The sequence below is a fragment of the Streptomyces olivochromogenes genome (genome assembly GCF_021538895.1).
GTDB lineage: Bacteria > Actinomycetota > Actinomycetes > Streptomycetales > Streptomycetaceae > Streptomyces > Streptomyces olivochromogenes_A.
Window position 1 is genome coordinate 1 of the sequence record NZ_JADDRL010000106.1, and the last position, 22,166, is coordinate 22,166.

The window sequence follows — 22,166 nt, forward strand, 5'->3', positions numbered from 1 at the left end:
CCGGCCATGCGGTGACCGCAGACCTCGCACCAGTCGTCGGAACCCGACTGGTGTCCGTTCGGGCAGGTCGGCATGTCGGCGCTTCCCTCTCTGTCAGGTTTTTCCTGAGCTCGCTGTGCGTCTGTCCGGGGCGGGGCAGGTCACTTCTTTACACGAACAGTCTTTGTGGACCGTGTTTCCAGGGTCATCTCGTCCGCTTCCGCGACCTTCGCCTTCAGTCGCACAGTACCTGTCGCGGCGTCGACGACGTCCACCACCTTCGCAAGCAGTTTCGCAGTATCGGCGTTGCCGGAGGCACTCGCGAGCTGAACGGCACGGCCCAGTTTGGCCGTTGCTCCATCCATATCGCCCGCTTTGCGCAGGTCCAATCCCTGCTGGATGACCTGTGCCAGTTCCGCCTGGCCGGTGTAGTGGGCGACCTGGGGGTTGATCGAGGTGGACGCCGCCATGTCGTCGGTCCACACGGCCCGTACCAGGCCCTGCGCGCCCAGGTTCTGGGCGGTGCCGTCGGGTTGGGGGACGACCAGGGACACCCGGGCGGCCAGCATCTCCTGGCCGATGCCCGCCACGGGGACCTCGACGCAGACGTGGTAGTCGCGGGACTCGTCGCCCCAGGAACCGGTGGGGTAGTCCCCGGCGCGGGGGCCCGCCTCGGTGCGACGGTCGGTCAACTCCACGACCGTAGGCGCCACTTGCTTGACGAACTTGATGGTGGTGCCGACCGGCGTCCACAGCCGCAGCGCGACGTCCGCGACCTCCTTGCCCATGGCCGTCTCCATCATCTGCGTGAAGTCGGCGGCGAGGCCGCTCGGGTCGGCGACGATGTCGGCGGTGCCGAGCAGCGCGGAGGCGATCCCTGTGACTTCTTTCACTTCCCAGTCGGTGCCCACGCCCCGCGCGTCACAGGTGAAACGTCCGGCGCAGGCGTCGAGCGCCGCACGCAGGTCCTCGGGCGACTCGTGCTCGTTGCGGCCGTCGGTGAGCAGGATGCCGTGCCGGATCGCCACGTCCGCCGAGGACAGCAGCCGGTCGGCGAGCCGCAGCCAGGTGCCGATGGCCGTACCGCCGCCCGCGCTGAGCTTGCGCAGCGCCTCCTTGGCCTGGCCGCGGGTGGTGGCGTCGGCGACGGCGAGGCGCCCGTTGCCGGGGTAGACCTCCTTGGCGATGTGCGTGCCGCCGATCACCGCGAAGTGGACGCCGTCGCGCAGGGTGTCGATCGCGGCGGCCGTGGCGTCCCGGGCGTTGCGCATCTTGGTCGGCGGGTAGTCCATCGACCCCGAACAGTCGACCATGATCGCCACCGCCGCGGACGGGCCCTGTCCGGCCGAGTACATGTGCGGCGCGGCGACCGCGCTGCCGACCGTGCCGCCACCCGTGGCGGTGACGGTGACGATCGCGCTGACCTCGCGGCCGCCCTCGGGCAGGTACTCGTTCTGGTAGACGTCCATCGAGAACGTCGGCACGTTCGACTTGGAGAAATTGGCCATGCTTGGTTCGATCCCCCTTCGACCCCACGGATCTCGTGGGCGATGACTGTGTGCGGACCGGTCCCCTCCGGTCCTGTGAGGCTTCCCCGTCGTACGGCCTCAGGCCGATCCTGCCCCCTGCGGCGGTGCCGGGAACGGCAGGACGGCCACTGTTACGTTGTCGTGGCCCCCGCCGTCCAGGGCGTGACCGACCAGGACCCGGGCGCTGTGCAGCGGACGGGTGGCCGCGTCCGAGGGCACGGCCTCGGCCATCTCCTCGGCCGCCTCGGCGTAGTTCCACAGGCCGTCCGTGCACACCACGACCACACCCGGCCGGTCCGGCTTGAAGGAAGCGGTGTGCGGCTCCAGTTCGTAGGCGTCCGCGCCGAGCCAGCCGGTGATCGCGTGGGCGCGCTCGTCGGCGTACGCCTCGGCCTCGCTCATCAGACCCGCGGCGACCATCTGCGCGGCCCAGGAGTCGTCCTCGGTGAGCCGGGCCGGGGGAGCGGAGCGGTCCACCGGCACCCAGTAGGCGCGGCTGTCGCCGACCCAGCCGACGACCAGCAGCCCCGAGGTGACCACGGCGCCGACGATCGTGCAGGCCGGGGCGTTCTGGTGCGGGGAGTGCTCGCGGGCCGTGGCGGGCTCCTCGGCCAGCGCGTTGACCGCCTGCGAGGCCGCCACGATCGCCTCGTGCATCGCCTGCTGCGGGTGCGTGCCGCGCGGCAGGGCGGTCAGCAGTGACTCGCCCGCCGCCTCGGACGCGGCGAGGGAGGCGGCGTCGGGACGGGTCGCCGAGGACACGCCGTCGCAGACGATCGCCACGGACGCGGGCATGCCGTCGGGCAGCGCGGTGTGGCCGACGCGGAACGCGTCCTCGTTGCGGTGGTGGCGCAGCCCGCGGTCGCTGACCGCGGCCACCGGGCCCGACTCCTGCTCCATGTGGTCGCGTTCGCGGGGCTGGGCGTGCCCGCAGTTCTCGCAGTAGCCGTCGCTGTCCACCCGGCCCGCCCGGCAGGCCACGCACACCTTGGCCTCCTCGGCCGGCGCCGTGACGTCCGCGGCCACCCGCGGGTCGGGCGCCTGCAGCGGGTACTCCTCCGGCTCCGGCGGCCGGTCGAACCGCACGCCGGAGGCGGGGGACACCGGGGAGCCCGACGGCGCGGCCGGCGGCGAGCCGCCCGAGTCGGTCCCGGGCAGATCCGTCGGCAGATGCACCGCCGCCGGTGTGTCGGAGCCGTGCGGCTCGGACGCGTGGGGCCAGTCGGGGTCGTCCCCGGAGCCGGCGGAACCGCTCATGGTGAGCGTCGGGTGGTCCTGCGGCGGGGCGGGCACCACCGACAGGTCGTACCCGCACGCACCGCAGAAACGGTCACTCGACTCAAGCGGCTCCGCGCAGTTCGGGCACTTCGACACTGCGGCCTGCTGGGGCATCTGCGACATCAACTACACCCACGTCCGGGGGCGGTAACGGTTGGCCCGTTCCACCAGGTCGATCCTCTCCTCGCCGCCGGGCGCGAGCCGGGCCAGCGTGCGGTACGAGCGTTCCAGGCCGAAGCGCAGGCCGCGCTCGTCCAGGCCGCTGCCGAGCAGGACCCGTCCGCCGGCGGCGGGCTGGGCGCTCTGGCCACCGGAGAGTATCCAGTCCAGCGCGCAGCCGAGCACTTCCGCGGACAACTGCTCGCGGCGCGCCGGGTCCAGGCCGTACGCGTCCAGCGCCTCGACCTGGCGCGCGGCGGCGGTCAGGTCGTCCAGGAACGCCGCGTCCGCGGCGGTCGCCGTGCGTCGCCTCAGTCTCGCCCGTACGGCGGCCACGCGCGCGGCCGTGTAGTGGATCGAGGACTCGGGCACCGACTCCAGCGTCCGTACGGCACCGCGCCGGTCGCCCGCCGCCAGCTGGACGCGGGCCAGCCCGAACGCCGCGCTCACGAAGCTCGGGTCGGTCGACCACACCAGGCGGTAGTACTCGGCGGCGTTGTCCAGCTGGCCCAGCACCTCCGCGCACAGGCCGAGCGCCAGCTTGGGCGCGGCCTCGCCCGGGAAGGCGTCGTAGATCGCGTCAAAGGCCAGCGCGGCGCCCTCGAAGTCGCCGGTCACCAGGGCGGTCACGCCCCGGTACCAGACCACCCGCCAGTCGTCGGGCCGCTCCTCCTCCAGCTTGGCCAGGGACATCAGCGCCGCCTCGGCGTCGCCGTTCTCCAGCCGCGCCCGGATCTGCCGCAGCCGCGTCTCGACGGTCTGCTGCGGAGCGGCCGCCAGCGCGCTGATCAGCTCACCCGGCGCCGAGGTCATCAGGCCCGCCAGGAAGCCCGCGTTGGGGTCGGTCGGGTCGACGTGCGGCACGGGCAGCGCGAGGGCGGCGGCGGGCGTGGCGACGGGCTTGACGAGGCCCGCCGTGCCGTCGGGGGCGCCGCCGGGGGCCTGCGGGGCACCGGCGGCAGGGGGCGCGAAGGCCGCCGCGGCGCCGGACGGCGCGTTGCCGCCGGCCCCGCGACCCGGCCTGCCGGGCCGGACCACCCGCGCCCCCAGCCGCGACACGTCCCCGTCGAGCTTCGGGAACAGCTCCGTGTCGGTGACCTTCAGCTCGGGGCCGAACAGCGTCGACAGCGCGGGCCGCGCCTGCCCGCTCTGCAGGGACACGACCTCCCGGAGCACGCCCGTCAGCTGTTCGGACATCTCCTGCGCGGAGGCGAACCGGCGGGCCGGGTCGGGGTCGGTGGCGCGCACCAGCAGCCGGTAGAAGGACTCGTACTGACGGAAGACCTCGATGGTGTCGGGGTCGGGCAGGGAGTCCACGAAGACGTTCGTGTAGCCCTGGAAGTCGAAGGTCAGCACGGCCAGCGTCCGGCCGACCGTGTACAGGTCGGAGGCGACCGACGGGCCGACCTCGGCGACCTCAGGGGACTGGTAGCCGACCGTGCCGTAGATGGCCGACTCGTCGTCGTCCATCCGGCGCACCGCGCCCATGTCGATCAGCTTGAGCTGGTCCTCGGTCTGGATCGCGTTGTCGACCTTGAAGTCGCAGTACAGCAGGTTGCGGCTGTGCAGGTGACCGAGCGCCTCCAGGGCCTCGATGCCGTAGGCGCAGGCCTGCTCCACGGGCAGCGGGTCGCGCCGGCCGTCCGGTGTGCGGCGGGCGTTGGCGATCTCCTTGAGCGACTTGCCGCCGACGTACTCCATGACGATGTAGCCGTCGAGGGAGCCGGTGCGCTGGTCGAGGTGCTCCACGAAGTTGTAGATCCGCACGATGTTGGCGTGCTCGATCTCGGCGAGGAAGCGCCGCTCGGAGATCGCGGCGGCCATCGCGTCCTGGTCGCCGGTGTCCAGCAGGCCCTTGAGGACGACCCAGCGGTCCGACACCGCGCGGTCCACGGCCAGGTAGATCCAGCCCAGGCCGCCGTGCGCCAGACAGCCCACGACCTCGTACTGGCCGTGCACGATGTCGCCGGCCTTCAGCTTCGGCACGAACGAGTACGGGTGCCCGCACTTGGTGCAGAAGCCCTCCGTACGCCCCGGCCGCTCACCGCGCGCCCGGCCCACCGGCGCCCCGCAGTCGGAGCGCGAGCAGAACCGCTTCCGCTCGGGCACCTCGGGGTTCTCCAGGACCATCTCGCGCGGGTCGGGCCGCGGCACCTGGGGCACCGAGACCAGACCGGCGCCCAGCCGGCTGCGCCCGGACGACCCGGCGGTGGAGCCGGAACTGCGCACCGACACCGAACGGCCGGTGGACTTCCCGGACACCGAGCGCGACAGACGCCCCGACACCGAGCGGCGCGACTTCGACGACTGCGAGGAGGTGCGCGAGCTGCGGCTGCTGGAGCGCGAACTGCCGCTGCCCGCCGAGCCCTTGCCGCCGCCGGTCATACCGGTGGGCGGCGACCCCACCATGCCCGTCGCCGAGACGACCGGGGCCAGACCGCAGGTGTCGCAGTACAGTTCACCGCCGCCGACGTCCTCGTACGCGCCATCACAGCCCGGCCGCTGGCACGCTTGCCCTGCCTGACTCACGTCTACTCACCCCTCCGGTCCTCAGGCCCGCCCTGCTGCGGCACGCGGGGCGTGCCCAGCTGGTCGGCCGCCGCCCGCTGATAACGCAGGACGGCCTGTTCGGCCACGCGCAGATCGCAGGGCGCGCTCCACAGCATGCGGCGCGCCGCGTCGTACCGCTCGACGAGCAGCGGATCCTCCGCGAGCCCGTGCCGGGCGACCTTCGCCTTGTACGCGTCCAGGCGGCCGCGCAGCTCGGCGCGGACCGCCAGGGGCGCGGTGACCGCGGTCAACGACTCACGGGCGCGCAGCAGTTCGTCCTCCGCCTTCTGCTCCAGGGACTCAAGGAGCGGGGACAGGCGGTGCCACTGGGCCTGTCTGCGGTACTCGGCGGCCGTCGCCAGCTGCTCCTGCAGCACCGTCGGCGGGCCGCTGACGACCGGCACCTCCGTGGCGGCGATCTTCGCGAGGACCTCGCCGCGCGCGGTGCGCGCCTCGGCGAGCGTACGGTCCGCGCGGGAGAGCAGGTCCCGCAGCTTCACCAGCCGCTGCTCCGCATCCTGCCGGACCGTCAGGACGGCGTCGATCTCGCGGCGCACGTCCTCCAGGTCGCGCGCCTCACGGTCGTACACCGTGGTGTCCGGCCGGCCGCCGCCCGGCGCCGAACTGCCCTGCGCCGGAACCCAGAAGGCGAGCGGATCGCGGACGACGTCCTCGCGCAGCTTGGTCAGCGTGCGGGTGATCCGCTCCAGGTCGTCGCCCGCGGGGTGCTCGCCGGGGCGCACGCCGACCGAGTGCGCGAGCTTGCGGGTGCGCTGGAGCTCCGCGGCCAGTAAATCGATCCGGGCGGGCAGCGCCGACCACACCGCGTCGGCGGTCACGACCATGTTCAGCGAGCTCGCGTACAGCTCGTTCATCCGCTCCACCAGCGCCGCCAGCGTGAACCGTTGGCTGAGCCGGCCCCCCGCGGACAGCAGCGTCGGCGCGTTCGCCGTCGCGGCCGCGCTGTCCGCGACCGTGACGGACTCGCCGCGCAGCAGCTCGGTCAGCTCGACCAGGTCCTCGCGGCTGGACCAGCGGCGCCGGGCGCGGATCTGCCGGGCGCCGCGCAGCGTGCCCGCGTACGCGTCGAAGTACGCCCACAGCAGCGTGATCGAGGCCTCCGCGGCCGCCCAGCGCTCCTGGGTGGTGCCGGTCAGCTCGGCGCCTTCGAGGAGTCTGCGGCCCGCGTGGTCCTGAAGGGCGAGCAGCGAGCTCTCGATCGCCTCGTGCTCCGCGCCGAGCCGCGCCAGCGCACGGTCCACCTCGTCCCGGTCCATCACCGGCCCGGCGGGGTCCGTGACGCCCATCGATCACCTCTCGCTGCGTTGTCGGTGCTGTCTTTGAGGAAGTCTGGTCAGCTCTTGCGCAGGTATTCCGGCGCGGGCGGCTTCGACGGTGTCGAGCTCTTCCCCAGTGTCGCCGACAGCCAGGTGTCGTACGACGCCTGCCAGCCGCTCGCGCGGTAGTCCACCAGGATCCGGTTGACCCGGCGTACCAGATCGTCGGCGTCCTTCTTCATCGCCACTCCGTAGTACTCGGTCGTGAAGGCCGAGCCCTTGAGGGCGACCGTCGGGTCCTGGGCGGCCTGGCTCGCGGCCAGCGCGCCGTCGGTGACCACCGCGTCGACCTCGCCGAGCTGCAGTCGCACCAGGCAGTCGAGCTGGTTGGGCACGGTGTGGTGGATGTCGGCGGAGGAGACCAGCCGGCCGTCCTTCTGGTCCGCCTCCAGCTTGGCGTACGCCGTGGAACCGGTCGCCGTGCAGATCTTCTTGCCGGCCAGCGACTTGTCGTAGCCCGTGACGGACGACGACTTGGACGCCAGGACCGTCTGGCCCGTCTTGAAGTACGGCGCGGAGAAGGCGACCTGGTCCAGCCGGTCGCAGTTGATGGTCATCGTGCGGACGACCATGTCGACCCGGCCGTCCTGGATCGCCGGGATGCGCTGGCTGGTCGGGATCGCCTTGAACTGGACCGCGTCCGGGTCGCCGAGGATGTCCTGGGCGATCCGGTGCACCAGGTCGATGTCGAAGCCCTCCAGCTCCGCGTCCTTGTTGTTCGGGTTGCGGTAGCCCCAGTGGTAGCTGTTCTGGTCGACGCCGACGATCAGCTTGCGCTTCGCGCCCGTACGGGCCTTGATCGCGTCGATCGTGGGGCCGTCCGCACCGGACGGGGACAGCGTCTGCTTCTGGGCCTGCGCGTCCTCGCAGCCGTCCGCCCGCGCCTGCCCGGCGGTGGCCAGGTGCGAGCCGCCGAGGCCCGCGCCGCCGCCGGAGCCGCCGGAGCCGCCGTCCTGCTGGGTCAGCGGCAGCAGCAGCACGAACGCCAGCGCCAGCGCGCACACGGCCGCCATCGCGCCCACGCCGCCCCAGCCGCGCAGGGCGGCCCGCACATTCCGCCGCGGAAGCGGACTCCCGGCGCCCCGGCGGGGAGGAAGGCCATCGCGTGCGTTCATCGTCACGCCCCCTTTCACCGGTACTCCGAGAGCCTGCGCCCGATGCCGAGCAGCGCGCCGGCCGCGCCCAGGACGGCGAGGACGGCCGCGCCGACGGGCAGGCCGGTCATCGCGTCCCGGCCGTCACCGGCCGCCTGCCGGAACTCGGTCTGCTCGTGCGTGATCGCGGTCCGCAGGTTGTCGTCGACGCTGTCGAAGCACTCGCCGGTCGCGCCCCGGGCGCCGATCACCTTGTCCAGCGCCTGCTGGTAGTTGCCGTTCTCGTCCTCGGCGCGGGCCGAGGCGTGGCGCTTCTTCCACACCGTCATGTTGCCCTCGGCCGCCTCGACCGGCTTGCTGCCCGTCTTGTCGTCGGCGAGTCGCCCCGCCTCGGTCAGCCCCTTGCCCAGGGTCTTCATGTCCTTGTCGAAGTCGTAGTAGAACGCGTCGTACGTGGTGCCGTCGACCGTGATCGTCTCGGCGCCGCGGGCCACCAGGCTCAGGTTCTCGTTGCCCCGGGCCTTGAGGGAGGCGATGCGGGCGTCGTGCAGCACGTTCAGCGAGCGGACGCCGTGGTCGTAGGAGTCGTTCAGGCCCGCGCGGGCGACGCTGTGGCCGACGACCAGCCAGAGCAGGACCACCGTCGCGGTGGCCGTGGCGGCGACCAGTCCGTGGTTCAGCACCCGGTTGGTGCGCCGGTAGTTGCGCTGCTGGGCCCAGGCGAGCGCGGCGAGGACGAGGACGCCGAGGGCTATCGAGGCCCACGGGTAGGGCGTCGCGTTCCCGTAGTCGGAGCGGAGTTTCTCGTTCTCCTTCTTGTAGAGGTCCTCCGCCGCCGGGAGCATCTCGTTCTGCATCTTGTCGTTGGCGTAGCGCAGATAGGCGCCGCCGACCGGATAGCCCTGCCGGTTGTAGGTGCGGGCCCGCTCCACCAGGCCCTTGTACTCCGGCAGCAGCTTGTTCAGCTTGGAGACGGCCGCCTCGGACGGCGAGCCCGGCTCGGAGCTGGCGGCGGCCGTCACGAGCTTCTCGGCGGCCGTCCGGATGTCCTTCTCGTACCGGTCGCGGGACTGGGCCGTCTCCTGACCGCCCGCCAGGAAGCCGCTGGAGGCGGCCGTGTTGGCGTCCGCCAGGGAGCGGTAGATGTCGGCGGCGTCCGAGCTGAGCGGCTGGCTGCTGTGCAGCACGTCGTCGGCGGCCGCCGCGCGGTCGGAGGTCTCCCAGGCGGTGACCGCGCCGAACGCGACGACCAGGAGGGCGAGGACCGCCCCGATGATCCGCAGCCGGCCCGGTTCGGTGGTCGCGGCCGCGCGCAGCCGCTCGGCGCCCTCCGCGAACGCCGTACGGCGCGCCTGCGCGGGCGCACCGACCGGCGCGGGGGGTCCGGACTGCGGCGGTACGGACGGCAGGGTGGGCACGCCGGATCCCGGTCCTGGCGGTGCCGCGCTGCTCATCGGCGGGTGTGTCACTGCTTGACCTCCCCCATGGTCATCGTTCGCCGCCAAGTATCGCCGCCCGGACCGACATCCGCACCGGCCTTCACTGGATCTTGATCGGATCGCAGCGGAGATGGCGGCGCGGTGCGGTGTGCTGCACCACCCCCTGCCCATGAATACGCTGCGGGAATCAGTTCGGTTCCCGCTTGTCGGTCCGGCCGTTCAGGACTCCCAGTGGGCCCGTGCGCGTTCCTGCGCCGCGGCCTCCGCTCCCACCCGGTCCAGGCCCAGCAGCGCCGCCCCCAGCACCGGGCTCGCCGTCACCACGCGCGCCACCGCCTTCGGCGCCCGCACCGCCAGCAGATCCCGGACCCCGTCGTCGAGTTGGGGGTGCCCGGCGGTGAGGACACCGCCGCCCAGCAGTACCGGGGTCTCCTCGTCGAGGAGGTCGAGGCGGGTCAGGGCGACCGTGGCCATCGACACCACCTCGTCGGCGAGCCGGTCGACGATCGCGCGGGCCACGGCGTCCCCGCCCGCCGCCGTCTCGAACAGCACCGGCGCCAACTCGTGCCGCCGGGCGTGCGCGACGTGCTCCAGGTGCAGGGCCTCGATCAGCGCGTACATCGAGGGCAGCCCGAAATGGGCCGGGAGGGACCGGGCGAGACCGGTCGGCTCCCCGCGCCCGTCGTCGGCGCGGGCCGCGTACCACAGGGCCTCCTCCGCCAGGCCCCAGCCGCCGCCCCAGTCACCGGAGATGCGGCCGAGGGCCGGGAAGCGGGCGGTGCGGCCGTCGGGGCGCATGCCGACGCAGTTGATGCCCGCGCCGCACACCACCGCCACGCCGCGCGGCTCGGCCACGCCGGCCCGCAGGATCGCGAAGGTGTCGTTGCGGACCTCCACGGTGTCGCCCCACGCGCGCGCGTGCAGCGCGGCCGCCAACTGCTGCTCCTCCACCGGCAGATCGGCGTTGGCCAGGCAGGCGGAGACGTGCGCGACGGAGGTGACCCCGGCGTCGGCGTAGGCCCGGTCGACGGCCCGGGCCAGCTCGTCCACCGCCGTGCGAACCCCCACCGCCGGCGGCCGGAACCCGCCGCCGCGCGCCGTGGCCAGGACGTCCCCGTCCGCCGACAGCACCGCGACGTCCGTCTTGCTGTTGCCCGCGTCGATGGCGAGGACACTTGCGGTCAGGCCCACGCGAGGTGCTCCCGGTTGTGCGCGATCAGTCGGTCGGTGAGGGCTTCGGCGTACGCGTACTGGCCGATCAGTGGATGGGACAGCAGCGCCCGGAACACCCGGTCCCGTCCGCCGCGCAGCGCCGCCTCCAGCGCCAGCTCCTCGTACGCCGTCACGTTCGCCACCAGCCCCGCGAACAGCGGGTCCAGCTCCGGCACCGGCAGCGGCACCGGCCCCTTCGGGCCGACCACCGCCTGCACCTCGATCACCGCGTCGTCCGGCAGGAAGGACAAGGTGCCCCGGTTGTAGGTGTTCACCACCTGGTACGTGCTGCCCGCGCCGCCCAGCAGCGAGGCCGCGAGGTCCACCGCCGCCTCCGAGTAGTAGGCGCCGCCGCGCTTGGCGAGCAGCTCCGGCTTCTCGTCCAGGGCCGGGTCGCCGTACATGGCCAGCAGCTGTCGCTCCATCTCGGCGACCTCCGCCGCCCGGGACGGCTTGGTGCCCAGCTCCCGGACCACCTCGTCGTGCGCGTAGAAGTAGCGCAGGTAGTACGACGGGACCACGCCGAGCCGGTCGAGCAGCGGCCGGGGCAGGCGCAGGTCGTCCGCGACGGCGTCGCCGTGGTCCGCGAGCAGCTTCGGCAGGGCGTTCTCGCCCTCCGGGCCGCCCAGGCGCACGCCCGTCTCCCAGGTGAGGTGGTTGAGGCCGACGTGGTCCAGGTGGATCTCGGCCGGCGCCACGCCCAGCAGGGCCGCGAACTTCCGCTGGAAGCCGATGGCCACGTTGCACAGGCCGACGGCCTTGTGCCCGGCCTGCAGCAGCGCGCGGGTCACGATGCCCACCGGGTTGGTGAAGTCGATGATCCAGGCGTTCGGGTTCGCCCGCCGGACGCGCTCGGCGATGTCGAGGACCACCGGGACGGTCCGCAGCGCCTTGGCCAGACCGCCCGCGCCGGTGGTCTCCTGGCCGATGCAGCCGCACTCCAGCGGCCAGGTCTCGTCCTGCTGCCGGGCGGCCTGCCCGCCGACGCGCAGCTGGAGCAGCACCGCGTCCGCGCCCTCGACGCCGGCGTCCAGGTCGCCGGTGGTCACGATCCGCCCGGGATGGCCCTGCTTGGCGAAGATACGGCGGGCCAGGCCGCCGACCAGCTCCAGGCGATCGGCGGCCGGGTCGACGAGGACCAGCTCCTCGATGGGCAGCACGTCTCTCAACCGCGCGAAGCCGTCGATGAGTTCGGGTGTGTAGGTCGAGCCTCCGCCGACCACGGTGAGTTTCATACGGGGTTAACCCTTCACTCCGGTGAGCGTGACGCCTTCGACGAACGCCTTCTGGGCGAAGAAGAAGACGAGGATCACGGGGGCCATGACCAGCACGGTGGCGGCCATGGTGAGGTTCCAGTCGGTGTGGTGCGCGCCCTTGAACGACTCCAGGCCGTAGCTGAGCGTCCAGGCGCCCGGGTTCTCGGACGCGTAGATCTGCGGGCCGAAGTAGTCGTTCCAGGCGTAGAAGAACTGGAAGAGGGCGACGGCGGCGATGCCCGGCCGGGCCATCGGCAGGACGACCTTCAGCAGGGTCCGCAGATCGCCGCAGCCGTCCACCCGCGCCGCGTCCAGGTACTCGTTCGGGATCGTCATGAGGAACTGACGCAGCAGGAAGATGGAGAACGCGTCGCCGAACGCCATCGGGATGATCAGCGGCCACAGCGTGCCCGACAGATCCAGCTGTTTCGCCCAGAACAGGTACATCGGGATGATGATGACTTGCGGCGGCAGCATCATCATCGAGATCACCAGCATGAGCGACAGGTTGCGACCCGGAAAGCGCAACTTGGCGAGCGCGTACGCGACGGGGATGGACGACACGACGGTCAGCACGGTGCCCAGACCGGCGTAGATCAGCGTGTTCTTCCACCAGGTCAGGAAGCCCGGCGTGTCGAACACCTTCCGGTAGTTGCCCCACTCCCAGGTGTCCGGGACCAGGTCTCGGCTGAGGGCCTGGCTGTCGCTCATCAGGGACGTCAGGAAGACGAACACGAAGGGCAGCGTGAAGAAGAGCGCGGCGGCGATCCCGAGGGAGTGCACCGCGATCCACTCCAGGAGCGCCTTGCGGCGGGCCGTGCGCTCGGCCGTCGACGCCGGGGTCCGTACGTCCACCGGCTTGTCCAGCACTTGGGTCATGGTCAGTCACCTGCCTGGATGAGACCGCCCCGGCGCCGCATCAGGAACGCGGTGAACACCATCGACAGGGCGAAGAGGACGAGGGCGACGACACACGCGGAGCCGTAGTCGAAGCGCTGGAAGCCGAGGTTGTAGACGAGTTGGGGGAGGGTGAGCGTGGACTTGTCCGGATAGCCGGGCTCGAACTGGGTGCCCGCGCCCTGGATCACGCCCGAGGCGACCTTTCCGGCGATCAGCGGCTGTGTGTAGTACTGCATCGTCTGGATGACACCGGTGACGACGGCGAACATCACGATCGGCGAGATGTTCGGCAGCGTGACGTACCTGAAGCGCTGCCAGGCCGAGGCGCCGTCCAGTTCGGCGGCCTCGTACTGCTCCTTCGGCACGTCGAGCAGCGCGGCCATGAAGATGACCATCAGGTCGCCGACGCCCCACAGCGCCAGCAGGGTCAGGGCTGGCTTGGACCAGGCCGGGTCGTTGAACCAGCCCGGCGCCGGGATGCCGATGTTCTCCAGGATGGAGTTCACCGGGCCCGTACCGGGGTTGAGCAGGAAGGCGAAGGCCATCGTCGCGGCGACCGGCGGGGCCAGGTAGGGCAGGTAGAACAGGGTGCGGAAGACACCCGTGCCCGTCTTGATCTTCGTGATCAGCAGGCCGACGCCGAGTCCGAAGACGACCCGCAGGCTCACCATCACGAGGACCAGCCACAGCGTGTTGCGCAGGGCGGGCCAGAAGAGGGGGTAGTGCTCGAAGACGTACGTCCAGTTCTTCGTGCCGCTCCACGTCGGCGGTTTGAAGCCGTCGTAGTGCATGAACGAGAAGTAGACCGTGGAGATCAGCGGGTACGCGAAGAAGACCGCGAAGCCGATCAGCCAGGGCGACATGAAGGCGACCGTCCGAAGCGCCGCCCGGCGGCGCTTCGACGCGAGGGTTACCGTGCTCATCGCTGGACTACTTCGCCTGCGCGATGTCCGTGTCGATCTGCGCGGCCGTCTTCTTCAGGCCCGCCTTCAGGTCCGAGGTCTTTCCGCTCTCGTAGTCGTAGCCGAACTGCTGGATCGTCACCAGGTACACGCCGCCGTTGATCGAGGCGGGAGACGTCGTCGAGTTCGGGTTCGCGGCGATGTCCAGGAACGTCTTGAAGCGCGGGTCGTACTTCAGCTTCGGCGACTTCAGCGCGGCCAACGTGGACGGCACGTTGTGGATCGCGTTGGAGAAGCCCACCACCGCGTCCGTGTCGGTGGTCATGTACTTCACCAGCTCCCAGGCCGCGTTCTGCTTCTTGCTGGTGGCCGCGATGCCCGCGATGGTGCCGGTGATGTAGCCCTTGCCGTACTGCGCCGCCCGGTCGTCGGGGACGGGCAGCGGGGCGACGCCGATCTCGAAGCCGGGCTTGGCCTCCTCCGCCATGCCCAGACGCCACTCACCGTCGAGCTGCATGGCGACCTGGCCGGTGTGGAAGGGGTGCTTGGGGCCCCATTCGTCGCCGAGGGTGGCGCGGAACTTCTCCAGCTTCTGGTAGCCGCCGAGGTCGTCGACGAGCTTCTTCTGGAGCGTGAAACCGGCCTGGAACGCGGGGTCCTTGGCGAGGTTCGACTTTCCGCTGCCGTCGAAGTACGTCGGCGAGAACTGGGCGAAGTAGTGCTCGGTGGTGGATTCCCAGCCGTGGTAGTTCGGCATGAATCCGAGCTGCTTGTAGCTGTCGCCCTGGGCGATCGTCAGCTTCTTGGCGTCGGCCTCGAATTCGGACCAGGTCTTCGGCGGGTTCGCGATGCCCGCCTTCTTGAACGCCGTCTTGTTGTAGTAGAGCCCGTACGCGTCGCCCAGCAGCGGCACCGAGCAGCGGTTGCCGTCGAACTGGGTGTACTCGTTCATCGGCTTCGGGAAGGTCTTCTCCGGGTCGATGTTCGACTTCTTGAAGAAGGGGTTCAGATCGACCAGGGCGCCCGAGGAGCAGAACTTGCCCACGTTGTTCGTGGTGAAGGAGGAGATGACGTCGGGGGCCTTCTCGCCGCCGGCCCGCAGCGCCTGGTTGATCTTGTCGTCGGTCATGTTGCCGACGACGTTCACATGGATGTTGGGGTGGGCCTTCTCGAACCCGGCGATCAGGTCCTTGATGCCCTTCACCTCGTTCGGCGCGCTCCAGGCGTGCCAGAAGTTGATCGTCGTGTCCTTGGAGGCGTCGTCGGAGGCGCCGGAGGAGGACTGGCCGGTACAGGCGGCGGTGAGCAGGACGGCGGAGGCGGTGAGGGCAAAAGCCGCCTTTCGGGCGACTTCGGGTATGGCTGTGGGCATGGCGAGGTCTCCCAGGAACGGGGTGGGTGAGGAGGAGGGGGCGGAAGGGGCGGTACGGGGCTCAGCGCGAGGTGTCGAAGACCTCGTCGCGGGTGGTCGCGAGCGCGCTCTCCAACGCGCCGCGCAGCACGGGGTGTTCACGGACGTCGCCGACCACGAGGCGCGGGCGGGCCGCCGCCAGCTCCTCCAGCTCGGCCTGGACGAGGGCGCGCAGTACCTCGCCGCCCGCGGTGAGTGAGGTGCCGCTCAGCACGACGAGTTCGGGGTCGAGGACGGAGACGAGGGAGGCGAGACCGGTGGCGAGCCGGGTCGCGTACGTGCGCAGCAGTTCGCGGTGGGGTCCGGTGGCGTGGTCGGCGGCGTCGGCCACGAGCGTGGCGGCGGTCTCGGTGTACGGCCCGGTCGGCACGTCCTCGATACCCAGCTCCCGGGCCAGCTTCGGAACCGCCTGTGAACCGGCGAGTTCCTGGTAGCCGCCGCTGTTGGCCTTGGTCACCTGGCGCACCAGGGGCGTGCCCGGCACGGGGAGGAAGCCGACCTCGCCGGCGCCGCCGGTCCAGCCGCGGTGCAGTCGCCCGCCGAGGACCAGGGCGGCGCCGAGGCCCTCCTGGTTCCACAGCAGGACGAAGTCGCCGTGTCCGCGGGCGGCGCCCAGCCGCTGCTCGGCTATGGCGACGAGGTTGACGTCGTTCTCGTACTCGACCGGCATCGGCAGCGCGGCGGCGAGTTCGTCGAGCAGCGTGGGGGAGTGCCAGCCGGGCAGGTGGGAGGCGTAGCGCAGGCGGCCGGTGCCCGGGTCGAAGGCGCCGGGTGTGCCGATGACCAGCCGGTGGACGTCGTCGCGGGCGAGTCCGGCGGCCTTCACGGCGCCGTCGAGGGCCTCGGTCACCTGCTGGACGACGGGCCGGGCCGGCCGTCTGCCCGGGGTGGGCAGCTCGTACTCGCCGACCGTCCGTCCGGTGATGTCGGCGACGGCGGCGCGGATGCGGCCCGGGTTGACGTCGAGGCCGGCGGCGTGGGCGGCGGCCGGGTTGACCGAGTAGAGCTGGGCGCTGGGGCCCGGGCGGCCCTCGCTGGTGCCGGTGGCCAGGACCAGGCCCGCCGCCTCCAGGCGGGCCAGCAGCTGGGAGGCGGTCGGCTTGGACAGGCCGGTGAGCTTGCCGATCCGGGTGCGGGACAGCGGTCCGTGCTCCAGCAGCAGGTCCAGTGCGGCGCGGTCGTTCATGGCGCGGAGCACGCGCGGGGTGCCCGGCGTACCGGCGGTTCCTGCCATGTGGGTCGACACCTGCCTTTCCAACTGCCCAGTTTCCCAGTGACCTGGGCGGGAAGTCCATCCGGTGATCGTTGCCAGATGCTCATCCCATGATCACTGTTAGGAAAGTTTCCTATTGGGTGGGAGGAACGTAAGCCCAGGACGAAGGGGGCGTCAATAGACACCGCCCCCGAGGCAACAGACTCGTTACCTCGGGGGCGGTGGGGGTGGACCTCGGTCGGCTCAGTCGGCTCAGTCGGCTCAGTCGGCGAGGAACGGGGCCGTGTCCAGGGTGGGGTACGGGGCCGGGAGGGGGAGCGGGTCGCCGAGGTCGACCTTGTTGTCGGTGCTGTAGAAGGCCTCGGTGGGGTCGTCGCCGGGGAGGACGGGGTCGGTGTAGCAGTGGGCCGTCTTGGCGTGGCCGTTGATCAGCACATAGACCGGGATGCTGGTGGCGGCATACGTGGCCAGCTTGGCGCCGGTGTCAATCGCGTGATTGGTTGACGTAACCTCACCGACCAGGGTGATCATGTCGATGGGGTACCAGCCCCTGTGCGCCCTGAGGTACGAGTTGTCCAGGTCGGTCGGTTCCCGCTGCAGGACGTAGAAATCGGGGATGACCGCGGCCATCGTGCTGCCGTCATTGTGGGCCGCGCGGAAGCCCATGCCCATACCTGCCAACTCGAACCCGGCGACGGTGAACTGAACAGCGAGCTTGAAAGCGCCCTTGCTGTGGTTGTAGTTGGGCTGCGGCGGCACGATGACGGTCCCCTCGACATACTCCGGTCGAATCGGCATCGGCGACGCCTCTTCGATCGCGCTCAACAGGTCGATGGGGTCCTGCTGCGTCATCACCGGCTCCATGATCGGTTCGGCGCTCATCGCGGTTCTCCTCGTCATGCTGGTGCCAGGCTAAGCCCGCCCCGGGTGCCCCGGCAGAACGATGGGGCACCCAGGGGCCTGTCCGGCGGATCCTGTCGCAGACGCGGGGTCTGGCACGCCCATCTGCCGCGTTGTCGTCGGTCGCCGACGCTCCGCGTCGACTCCCTCCTCCGCCTTGCAGCTGGACGCACCAGACCCCGCTCACCTGCGCCGATCGGATGCCGTTTCTTTCCTGCGACCTGATCCGCCGGACAGACCCCTGCGCCCTCGCGGCGCCGGATGCCCCGGCCGTTCACTCGAACGAGCGTGCTGAAACCGTTCCTCCGGTTCCGCGGCCTACTTGATCGGCGGCGCGGCCCGCTGAGGAGTGATCGGTGTCGTCGCCATCGACTGCGGGGAGTCCGCGTTGGCGAACGCCGACGGGGCCGCGACCGCCGCCGTCGGGTCGGGGACGTCCGCGCCCAGCACGGCCGTCTCGCCGCCCACGATGCGGATGTGGGCCGCGTCGAAGGCCCGCTTGATGCGCCAGCGCAGCTCGCGCTCCACCGTCAGCGCCTTGCCCGGCATGGTCTTCGCCGTGACGCGCACGACCATCGAGTCGATCAGGACGCTGTCCAGGCCCAGCACCTGGACGGGGCTCCACAGGAGCTCGTTCCAGGGCTCCTCCTTGCCCATCTTCTCGGAGACCTCTTCGAGGGTGGCCCTGACCCGGTCCAGGTCCTCGGAGGACCTGACCGTGACGTCGACGCCCGCCGTCGCCCAGCCCTGGGACAGGTTGCCGATGCGCTTGACCTCGCCGTTGCGGACGTACCAGATCTCGCCGTTGTCGCCGCGCAGCTTGGTCACCCGCAGGCCGACCTCGATCACCTCGCCGGAGGCGACCCCCGCGTCGATGGTGTCGCCGACGCCGTACTGGTCCTCCAGGATCATGAACACCCCGGAGAGAAAGTCCGTGACCAGGTTGCGGGCACCGAAACCGATGGCCACGCCGGCGACACCGGCGGAGGCCAGCAGCGGAGCCAGGTTGATCTCGAACGTGCCCAGGACCATCAGCGAGGCCGTGCCGAGGATCAGGAACGACGCCACCGAGCGCAGCACCGAGCCGATCGCCTGCGAGCGCTGGCGGCGCCGCTCGGCGTTGACCAGCAGGCCGCCGAGGGCCGTGCCGTCCACCGCCTCGGCCGTACGGCCCATGCGATCTATGAGCTTGGTGATCGCCCGCCGCACCACCACTCTCAGCACACCCGCGATCACCAGGATCAGCAGGACGCGCAGACCGATCGCGAGCCACGTCGACCAGTTCTGCTCGACCCAGCTCGCGGCGTTCGTCGCGCTCTCCTGGGCGTCCTGGAGCGTGGGGACCGTCGGGGTCGTCGACTCGGCGGGAGCAGGCGAAGGGGACGATCCGGCGGCCAGTAGGACGGCGGACAAGGACACGGCAGGTACCTCCAGGTGCGGCGCTGCGCCGCCCGGTGTGGCGGTCAAGGTCACGAAAAGGTCACCGGACGTGCAGGGTCACCACACTAACGGGGCATTGTGTGTGCCCCGGCGCGATACGCGTAGGAGAGACCGGGCTCACCCGGGCTTGAACAGGCCGTCATCCGGGGGATGACTGTGGTGTGGTCGAAAACACTCCCAGCCCGTTACCGGGACATGGTGGCGCTTCCACCAGGCAAGAGGGGAGACTGGCCGCAGATCGTCCCGGCGCGAGCCACGCGCCGCCGACGCCCAAGGAGGCACCCGTGCCGCATGTCCTGATCCTCAACGCGTCGTACGAGCCGCTCGGCGTCGTACCGCTCCACCGCGCGCTCGTCCTCGTGCTCGAAAACAAGGCGGTCTGCCTTGAGGAGTCGGGCGCCTTCATGCACAGCGCAACCGTCACAGTCCCCGCACCCAGCGTGGTCCGGCTCAAGCGATTCGTGCGGGTTCCCTACCGGGGGCCCGTTCCTCTCACCCGACGGGCCCTGTTCGCCCGTGACGGGGGCCGGTGCATGTACTGCGGTGGCGTCGCAACCAGCGTCGACCACGTCATCCCGCGCAGCCGCGGGGGCAAACACGTGTGGGACAACGTGGTGGCGTCCTGCCGTCGCTGCAACCACGTGAAGGCCGACCGCCACCTCGTCGAGATCGGCTGGCGGCTGCGCCACAAACCCGCTCCGCCCACCGGTCTGGCCTGGCGCATCATCGGGACCGGACATAGGGACCCGCGCTGGCTGCCCTACTTGCAGCCGTACGGCGCGGACGACGCCTTGGCCCGGATCGACGGCATTTCCGCCTGACGATCCGGGCCTTCGCACACGCGGGCACGCGAGCGTGCGTGCCGGCCCCGGGAGTCCCCTGTGCCCCCGGGGCCGGACGGTCATGCGTACCGCAGCTCCGCCGGGTGCACCGAGCGGCGCAGCAGGGGCAGCGAGGTGGCCGCCGCCAGCAGGCAGCACACGTACACGCCCACCGGGACCAGCAGCGCCGCGTACGGCACGGTCTGGGCGGCCCGCCCGGCGGTCAACGAGCCGTACCAGACACCGATCGCCATGCCGCCCGTGCCCGCCAGTACGACCGCGGGGGCCAGCGGCAGCGCCGTCTCCAGGAGCAGCGCCCGGCCGAGGACCGCACGCGGCACTCCGGCGGCCACCTGCGCGGCCAGGCCGCGCCGGCGGTTGGCCAGCGACTCGGCGGTGCCGACGGCCAGGCCCGAGAGGGTGATCGCGAGGGCGACGAGGATCGCGGCGGCCGTCAGGTCGAGGCCCGTCGTGTAGAAGGACCTGCGCATGCTCAGCGAGCCGTCGCGCTGCATGGCGTCCAGGACGGCCAGGAACACCTGCCGGATGCCGACGAAGCCCGTACCGACGATCGTGACCAGCAGCACCGCCGCGTGCGTACGGGCCGCCGCCCACGGGTCGTCGCGCAGCCGCTCCGCCGCGATCAGCGTGGCCGCGGACCGGGCCCGGCCCGCGAGCAGCCGCCCGACCAGCAGGGACGTACCGCCGGCCAGCCACACCGTGCCGCCGCCGACCACGAGGACCAGGGCGAACGCCGTCAGCGGCACCCGCGCCCGGTCACCGCCCGCGGTGTTCGCGACCGCCACCAGCGCGAGCAGCAGCACGGCCAGCACCCCGCCGACGAAGAGCAGCCCCGGCCCGCGCCCGCTGCTGGGCCTGCTCCGGCGTACCCACCCGAGCGGGGAGGCCACCACCCGGCGCAGCGCCAGCGCGCCCGTCGCCGCGCCCAGCACCGGTACCCCGAGGGCGACCAGCGCGAGGCCGGCCCAGGCCGGGACGGTCGGGCTGCTCCACAGGCCCAGCAGGACCGGGACCGCGACGGCGGTGGCGAGGAGCGAGCCCGCCAGACACGCCAGCCCCGTCTCCAGTGCCGCGATCCGGCGCACCTGGGCCGGGGTGGCGCCCGCCAGCCGCAGCCCGGCCAGCCGCCGGTCGCGGTGCACGGCGCCGATCCGGGCGCACTGCCCGAGGAACCCGAGCACCGGCACCAGCAGGAGCAGCAGACTGACGATCACCCCCGAGCGTTCGCCGGGGCTGTTCAGCAGGCCGTGGCCGAAGGGCACGCTGCGGTACCCCCGGAGCGAGGCCAGGGCGACGGCCGCGAGGGCGAACCCCGTCGCCAGCGCGGCCCCGGCCGCAGTCAGCCCCACCCGCCACCACTCCTGCCGGTCCGAGCCCCGGGTGAGCTCCCAGGCGAGCCGGACGTCGGTCGCCACACCACCTCCGGCGCCCCCGCGCCCGCCCGTCGTCGCACCGCCACGGGCGGTCCCCCGAACGTCCGTCGTCACGCCGTCACCTCCGCCGCGACCGTGGCGCCGTCGCTCAGCCGCACCTCGCGGTCCGCGTACGCGGCCACCTGGGCGTCGTGCGTGATCAGCAGCACCGCCGTGCCCGACTCGCGGGCCGTGTGCGTCAGGGCCGTCATCACCTGCTCGCTCGCCAGCGAGTCCAGCGCCCCCGTCGGCTCGTCCGCGAAGACCACCTTCGGGCCGGTCACCAGCGCCCGGGCCAGGGAGACCCGTTGTGCCTGACCCCCGCTCATCTCGCCGGGCCGCAGCTCCTGTTGGCCGAGCACTCCGAACCGCTCCAGCCACTCGCCCGCCCGCGAACGGGCCTCGGTGCGGGACGCTCCCGCCAGCATCAGCGGCAGCGCCACGTTGTCGAAGGCGGTCAGCTCCGGGATCAGCTGCCCGAACTGGAAGACCACGCCGAAGTCGGAGCGGCGCAGTTCGCTCAGCCGCTTCTCCGGCAACCGGTCGAGCCGCTGCCCGTCGTAGGCCACCGAACCCTGGTCCGGGCGGACGATGCCCGCGAGGCAGTGCAGCAGCGTGGACTTGCCGCTGCCGCTGGTCCCGGTCACGGCGAGGATCTCGCCGGCCCGCAGGTCGACCGAGGCGCCGCACAGTGCCCGTGTCCTGCCGTGCGCCTTGACCAGGTCCCGGCCCGCCAGAAGCGGCGCCGAGGTGTCCCCCTTGTTGCTCATGCTGTGTCGACCTCCGCGGTCAGATGGGTCAGCCGGGCCGCCGTGGTGTTTATCCAACGGAGGTCGGCGTCGAGGTGGTTGAGGGCGTAGTCGGCCGAGAGCACGGTCGCCAGATCGGAGTGCGGGGCGGTCTTGACGGCCGTGAGCTCCCGCATGCGCTCCATGTGCGCGGCGCGCTGGGCCCGCAGGTAGGCCGCCGGGTCGCCGTCCGCGAGGATCGACACGACGACCTTGGCGAAGATCTCGTTCGCCACGAAGGGCGCAGGCGCGGCGATCTCGCCCGCCCACCGGGCCAGTTCGTGCGCACCGGCCTGCGTCGAGCGGTACAGCGTCCGCTCCGGTCCGCCGTCGGCGTCGGTGCCGTCGACCTCCGCGAGGCCGTCGCGGACCAGGCGCTGCAGGGTCGTGTAGACCTGCCCGTAGGCCAGGGGGCGCGCCTGCGGGAAGCGTTCGTCGTGGCGTCGCTTGAGGTCGTAGCCATGACTCGGCCCAGCCTTCAGCAGCCCCAGGAGGATGTGCCGGGTGCTCATGGAGATCAGTATG

Annotated in this window: 18 protein-coding genes; 1 reads left to right on the plus strand and 17 read right to left on the minus strand. The window is 71.7% G+C overall.

Features of this window, described 5'->3' with window-relative positions:
- Window positions 1–140 precede the first annotated feature (140 nt).
- From IPZ69_RS36405 to IPZ69_RS36470, 14 genes are all read right to left on the minus strand, one after another.
- Entirely contained in the window at window positions 141–1,487 is a 1,347-nt protein-coding gene (locus IPZ69_RS36405) for a vWA domain-containing protein (protein WP_235458975.1), read from the minus strand.
- 99 nt (window positions 1,488–1,586) lie between these two features.
- Entirely contained in the window at window positions 1,587–2,909 is a 1,323-nt protein-coding gene (locus IPZ69_RS36410) for a PP2C family serine/threonine-protein phosphatase (RefSeq protein WP_235458976.1), read from the minus strand.
- Between the two features lie 3 nt (window positions 2,910–2,912).
- Window positions 2,913–5,474 (minus strand): serine/threonine-protein kinase, encoded by a 2,562-nt coding sequence (locus tag IPZ69_RS36415; RefSeq protein ID WP_235458977.1) that lies wholly within the window; start codon window positions 5,472–5,474, stop codon window positions 2,913–2,915.
- 2 nt (window positions 5,475–5,476) lie between these two features.
- Entirely contained in the window at window positions 5,477–6,802 is a 1,326-nt protein-coding gene (locus IPZ69_RS36420) for a hypothetical protein (protein ID WP_235458978.1), read from the minus strand.
- Between the two features lie 47 nt (window positions 6,803–6,849).
- Window positions 6,850–7,947, minus strand: a complete 1,098-nt coding sequence (locus tag IPZ69_RS36425) for a glutamate ABC transporter substrate-binding protein (RefSeq protein ID WP_374295066.1) — start codon at window positions 7,945–7,947, stop codon at window positions 6,850–6,852.
- A gap of 14 nt (window positions 7,948–7,961) precedes the next feature.
- Window positions 7,962–9,380, minus strand: coding sequence for a hypothetical protein (locus IPZ69_RS36430; protein WP_235458979.1), 1,419 nt, complete (start codon window positions 9,378–9,380; stop codon window positions 7,962–7,964).
- A gap of 204 nt (window positions 9,381–9,584) precedes the next feature.
- Window positions 9,585–10,556: an N-acetylglucosamine kinase gene (locus tag IPZ69_RS36435; protein ID WP_235458980.1), complete on the minus strand. Its 972-nt coding sequence runs from the start codon at window positions 10,554–10,556 to the stop codon at window positions 9,585–9,587.
- On the minus strand, window positions 10,547–11,812 hold the full coding sequence (locus IPZ69_RS36440) for a 6-phospho-beta-glucosidase (RefSeq protein WP_235458981.1): 1,266 nt from the start codon (window positions 11,810–11,812) through the stop codon (window positions 10,547–10,549). Before IPZ69_RS36440 ends, IPZ69_RS36435 begins: the two co-directional genes overlap by 10 nt.
- Window positions 11,813–11,818: 6 nt before the next feature.
- Window positions 11,819–12,712, minus strand: coding sequence for a carbohydrate ABC transporter permease (locus tag IPZ69_RS36445; RefSeq protein WP_235458982.1), 894 nt, complete (start codon window positions 12,710–12,712; stop codon window positions 11,819–11,821).
- Between the two features lie 2 nt (window positions 12,713–12,714).
- Entirely contained in the window at window positions 12,715–13,656 is a 942-nt protein-coding gene (locus IPZ69_RS36450; RefSeq protein ID WP_235458983.1) for a carbohydrate ABC transporter permease, read from the minus strand.
- 7 nt (window positions 13,657–13,663) lie between these two features.
- Entirely contained in the window at window positions 13,664–15,007 is a 1,344-nt protein-coding gene (locus IPZ69_RS36455) for an ABC transporter substrate-binding protein (RefSeq protein WP_235458984.1), read from the minus strand.
- A 61-nt stretch (window positions 15,008–15,068) separates the two neighbouring features.
- The gene (locus IPZ69_RS36460) at window positions 15,069–16,280 is read right to left on the minus strand and encodes an ROK family transcriptional regulator (RefSeq protein WP_235458985.1); all 1,212 of its coding nucleotides are present in this window, start codon (window positions 16,278–16,280) and stop codon (window positions 15,069–15,071) included.
- 240 nt (window positions 16,281–16,520) lie between these two features.
- Window positions 16,521–17,141, minus strand: a complete 621-nt coding sequence (locus IPZ69_RS36465; RefSeq protein WP_235458986.1) for a Uma2 family endonuclease — start codon at window positions 17,139–17,141, stop codon at window positions 16,521–16,523.
- A gap of 336 nt (window positions 17,142–17,477) precedes the next feature.
- A complete protein-coding gene (locus IPZ69_RS36470) occupies window positions 17,478–18,578 on the minus strand; it encodes a mechanosensitive ion channel family protein (RefSeq protein ID WP_235458987.1) in 1,101 nt (366 codons plus the stop codon).
- A gap of 305 nt (window positions 18,579–18,883) precedes the next feature.
- Here IPZ69_RS36470 and IPZ69_RS36475 point away from each other — a divergent pair, with 305 nt between their 5' ends.
- A complete protein-coding gene (locus IPZ69_RS36475; RefSeq protein WP_235458988.1) occupies window positions 18,884–19,420 on the plus strand; it encodes an HNH endonuclease in 537 nt (178 codons plus the stop codon).
- Window positions 19,421–19,500: 80 nt separating this feature from the next.
- On the opposite strand, the gene IPZ69_RS36480 is transcribed toward IPZ69_RS36475, so the two are convergent.
- The 3 genes from IPZ69_RS36480 to IPZ69_RS36490 all read right to left on the minus strand — a co-directional run bounded on the left by IPZ69_RS36480 (window position 19,501) and on the right by IPZ69_RS36490 (window position 22,153).
- Window positions 19,501–20,856 (minus strand): ABC transporter permease, encoded by a 1,356-nt coding sequence (locus tag IPZ69_RS36480; RefSeq protein WP_235458989.1) that lies wholly within the window; start codon window positions 20,854–20,856, stop codon window positions 19,501–19,503.
- Window positions 20,857–20,924: 68 nt separating this feature from the next.
- Complete coding sequence (locus IPZ69_RS36485; RefSeq protein WP_235458990.1) at window positions 20,925–21,623, minus strand: ABC transporter ATP-binding protein; 699 nt, start codon at window positions 21,621–21,623, stop codon at window positions 20,925–20,927.
- The gene (locus tag IPZ69_RS36490; protein ID WP_235458991.1) at window positions 21,620–22,153 is read right to left on the minus strand and encodes a PadR family transcriptional regulator; all 534 of its coding nucleotides are present in this window, start codon (window positions 22,151–22,153) and stop codon (window positions 21,620–21,622) included. Before IPZ69_RS36490 ends, IPZ69_RS36485 begins: the two co-directional genes overlap by 4 nt.
- Between the last annotated feature and the right edge of the window lie 13 nt (window positions 22,154–22,166).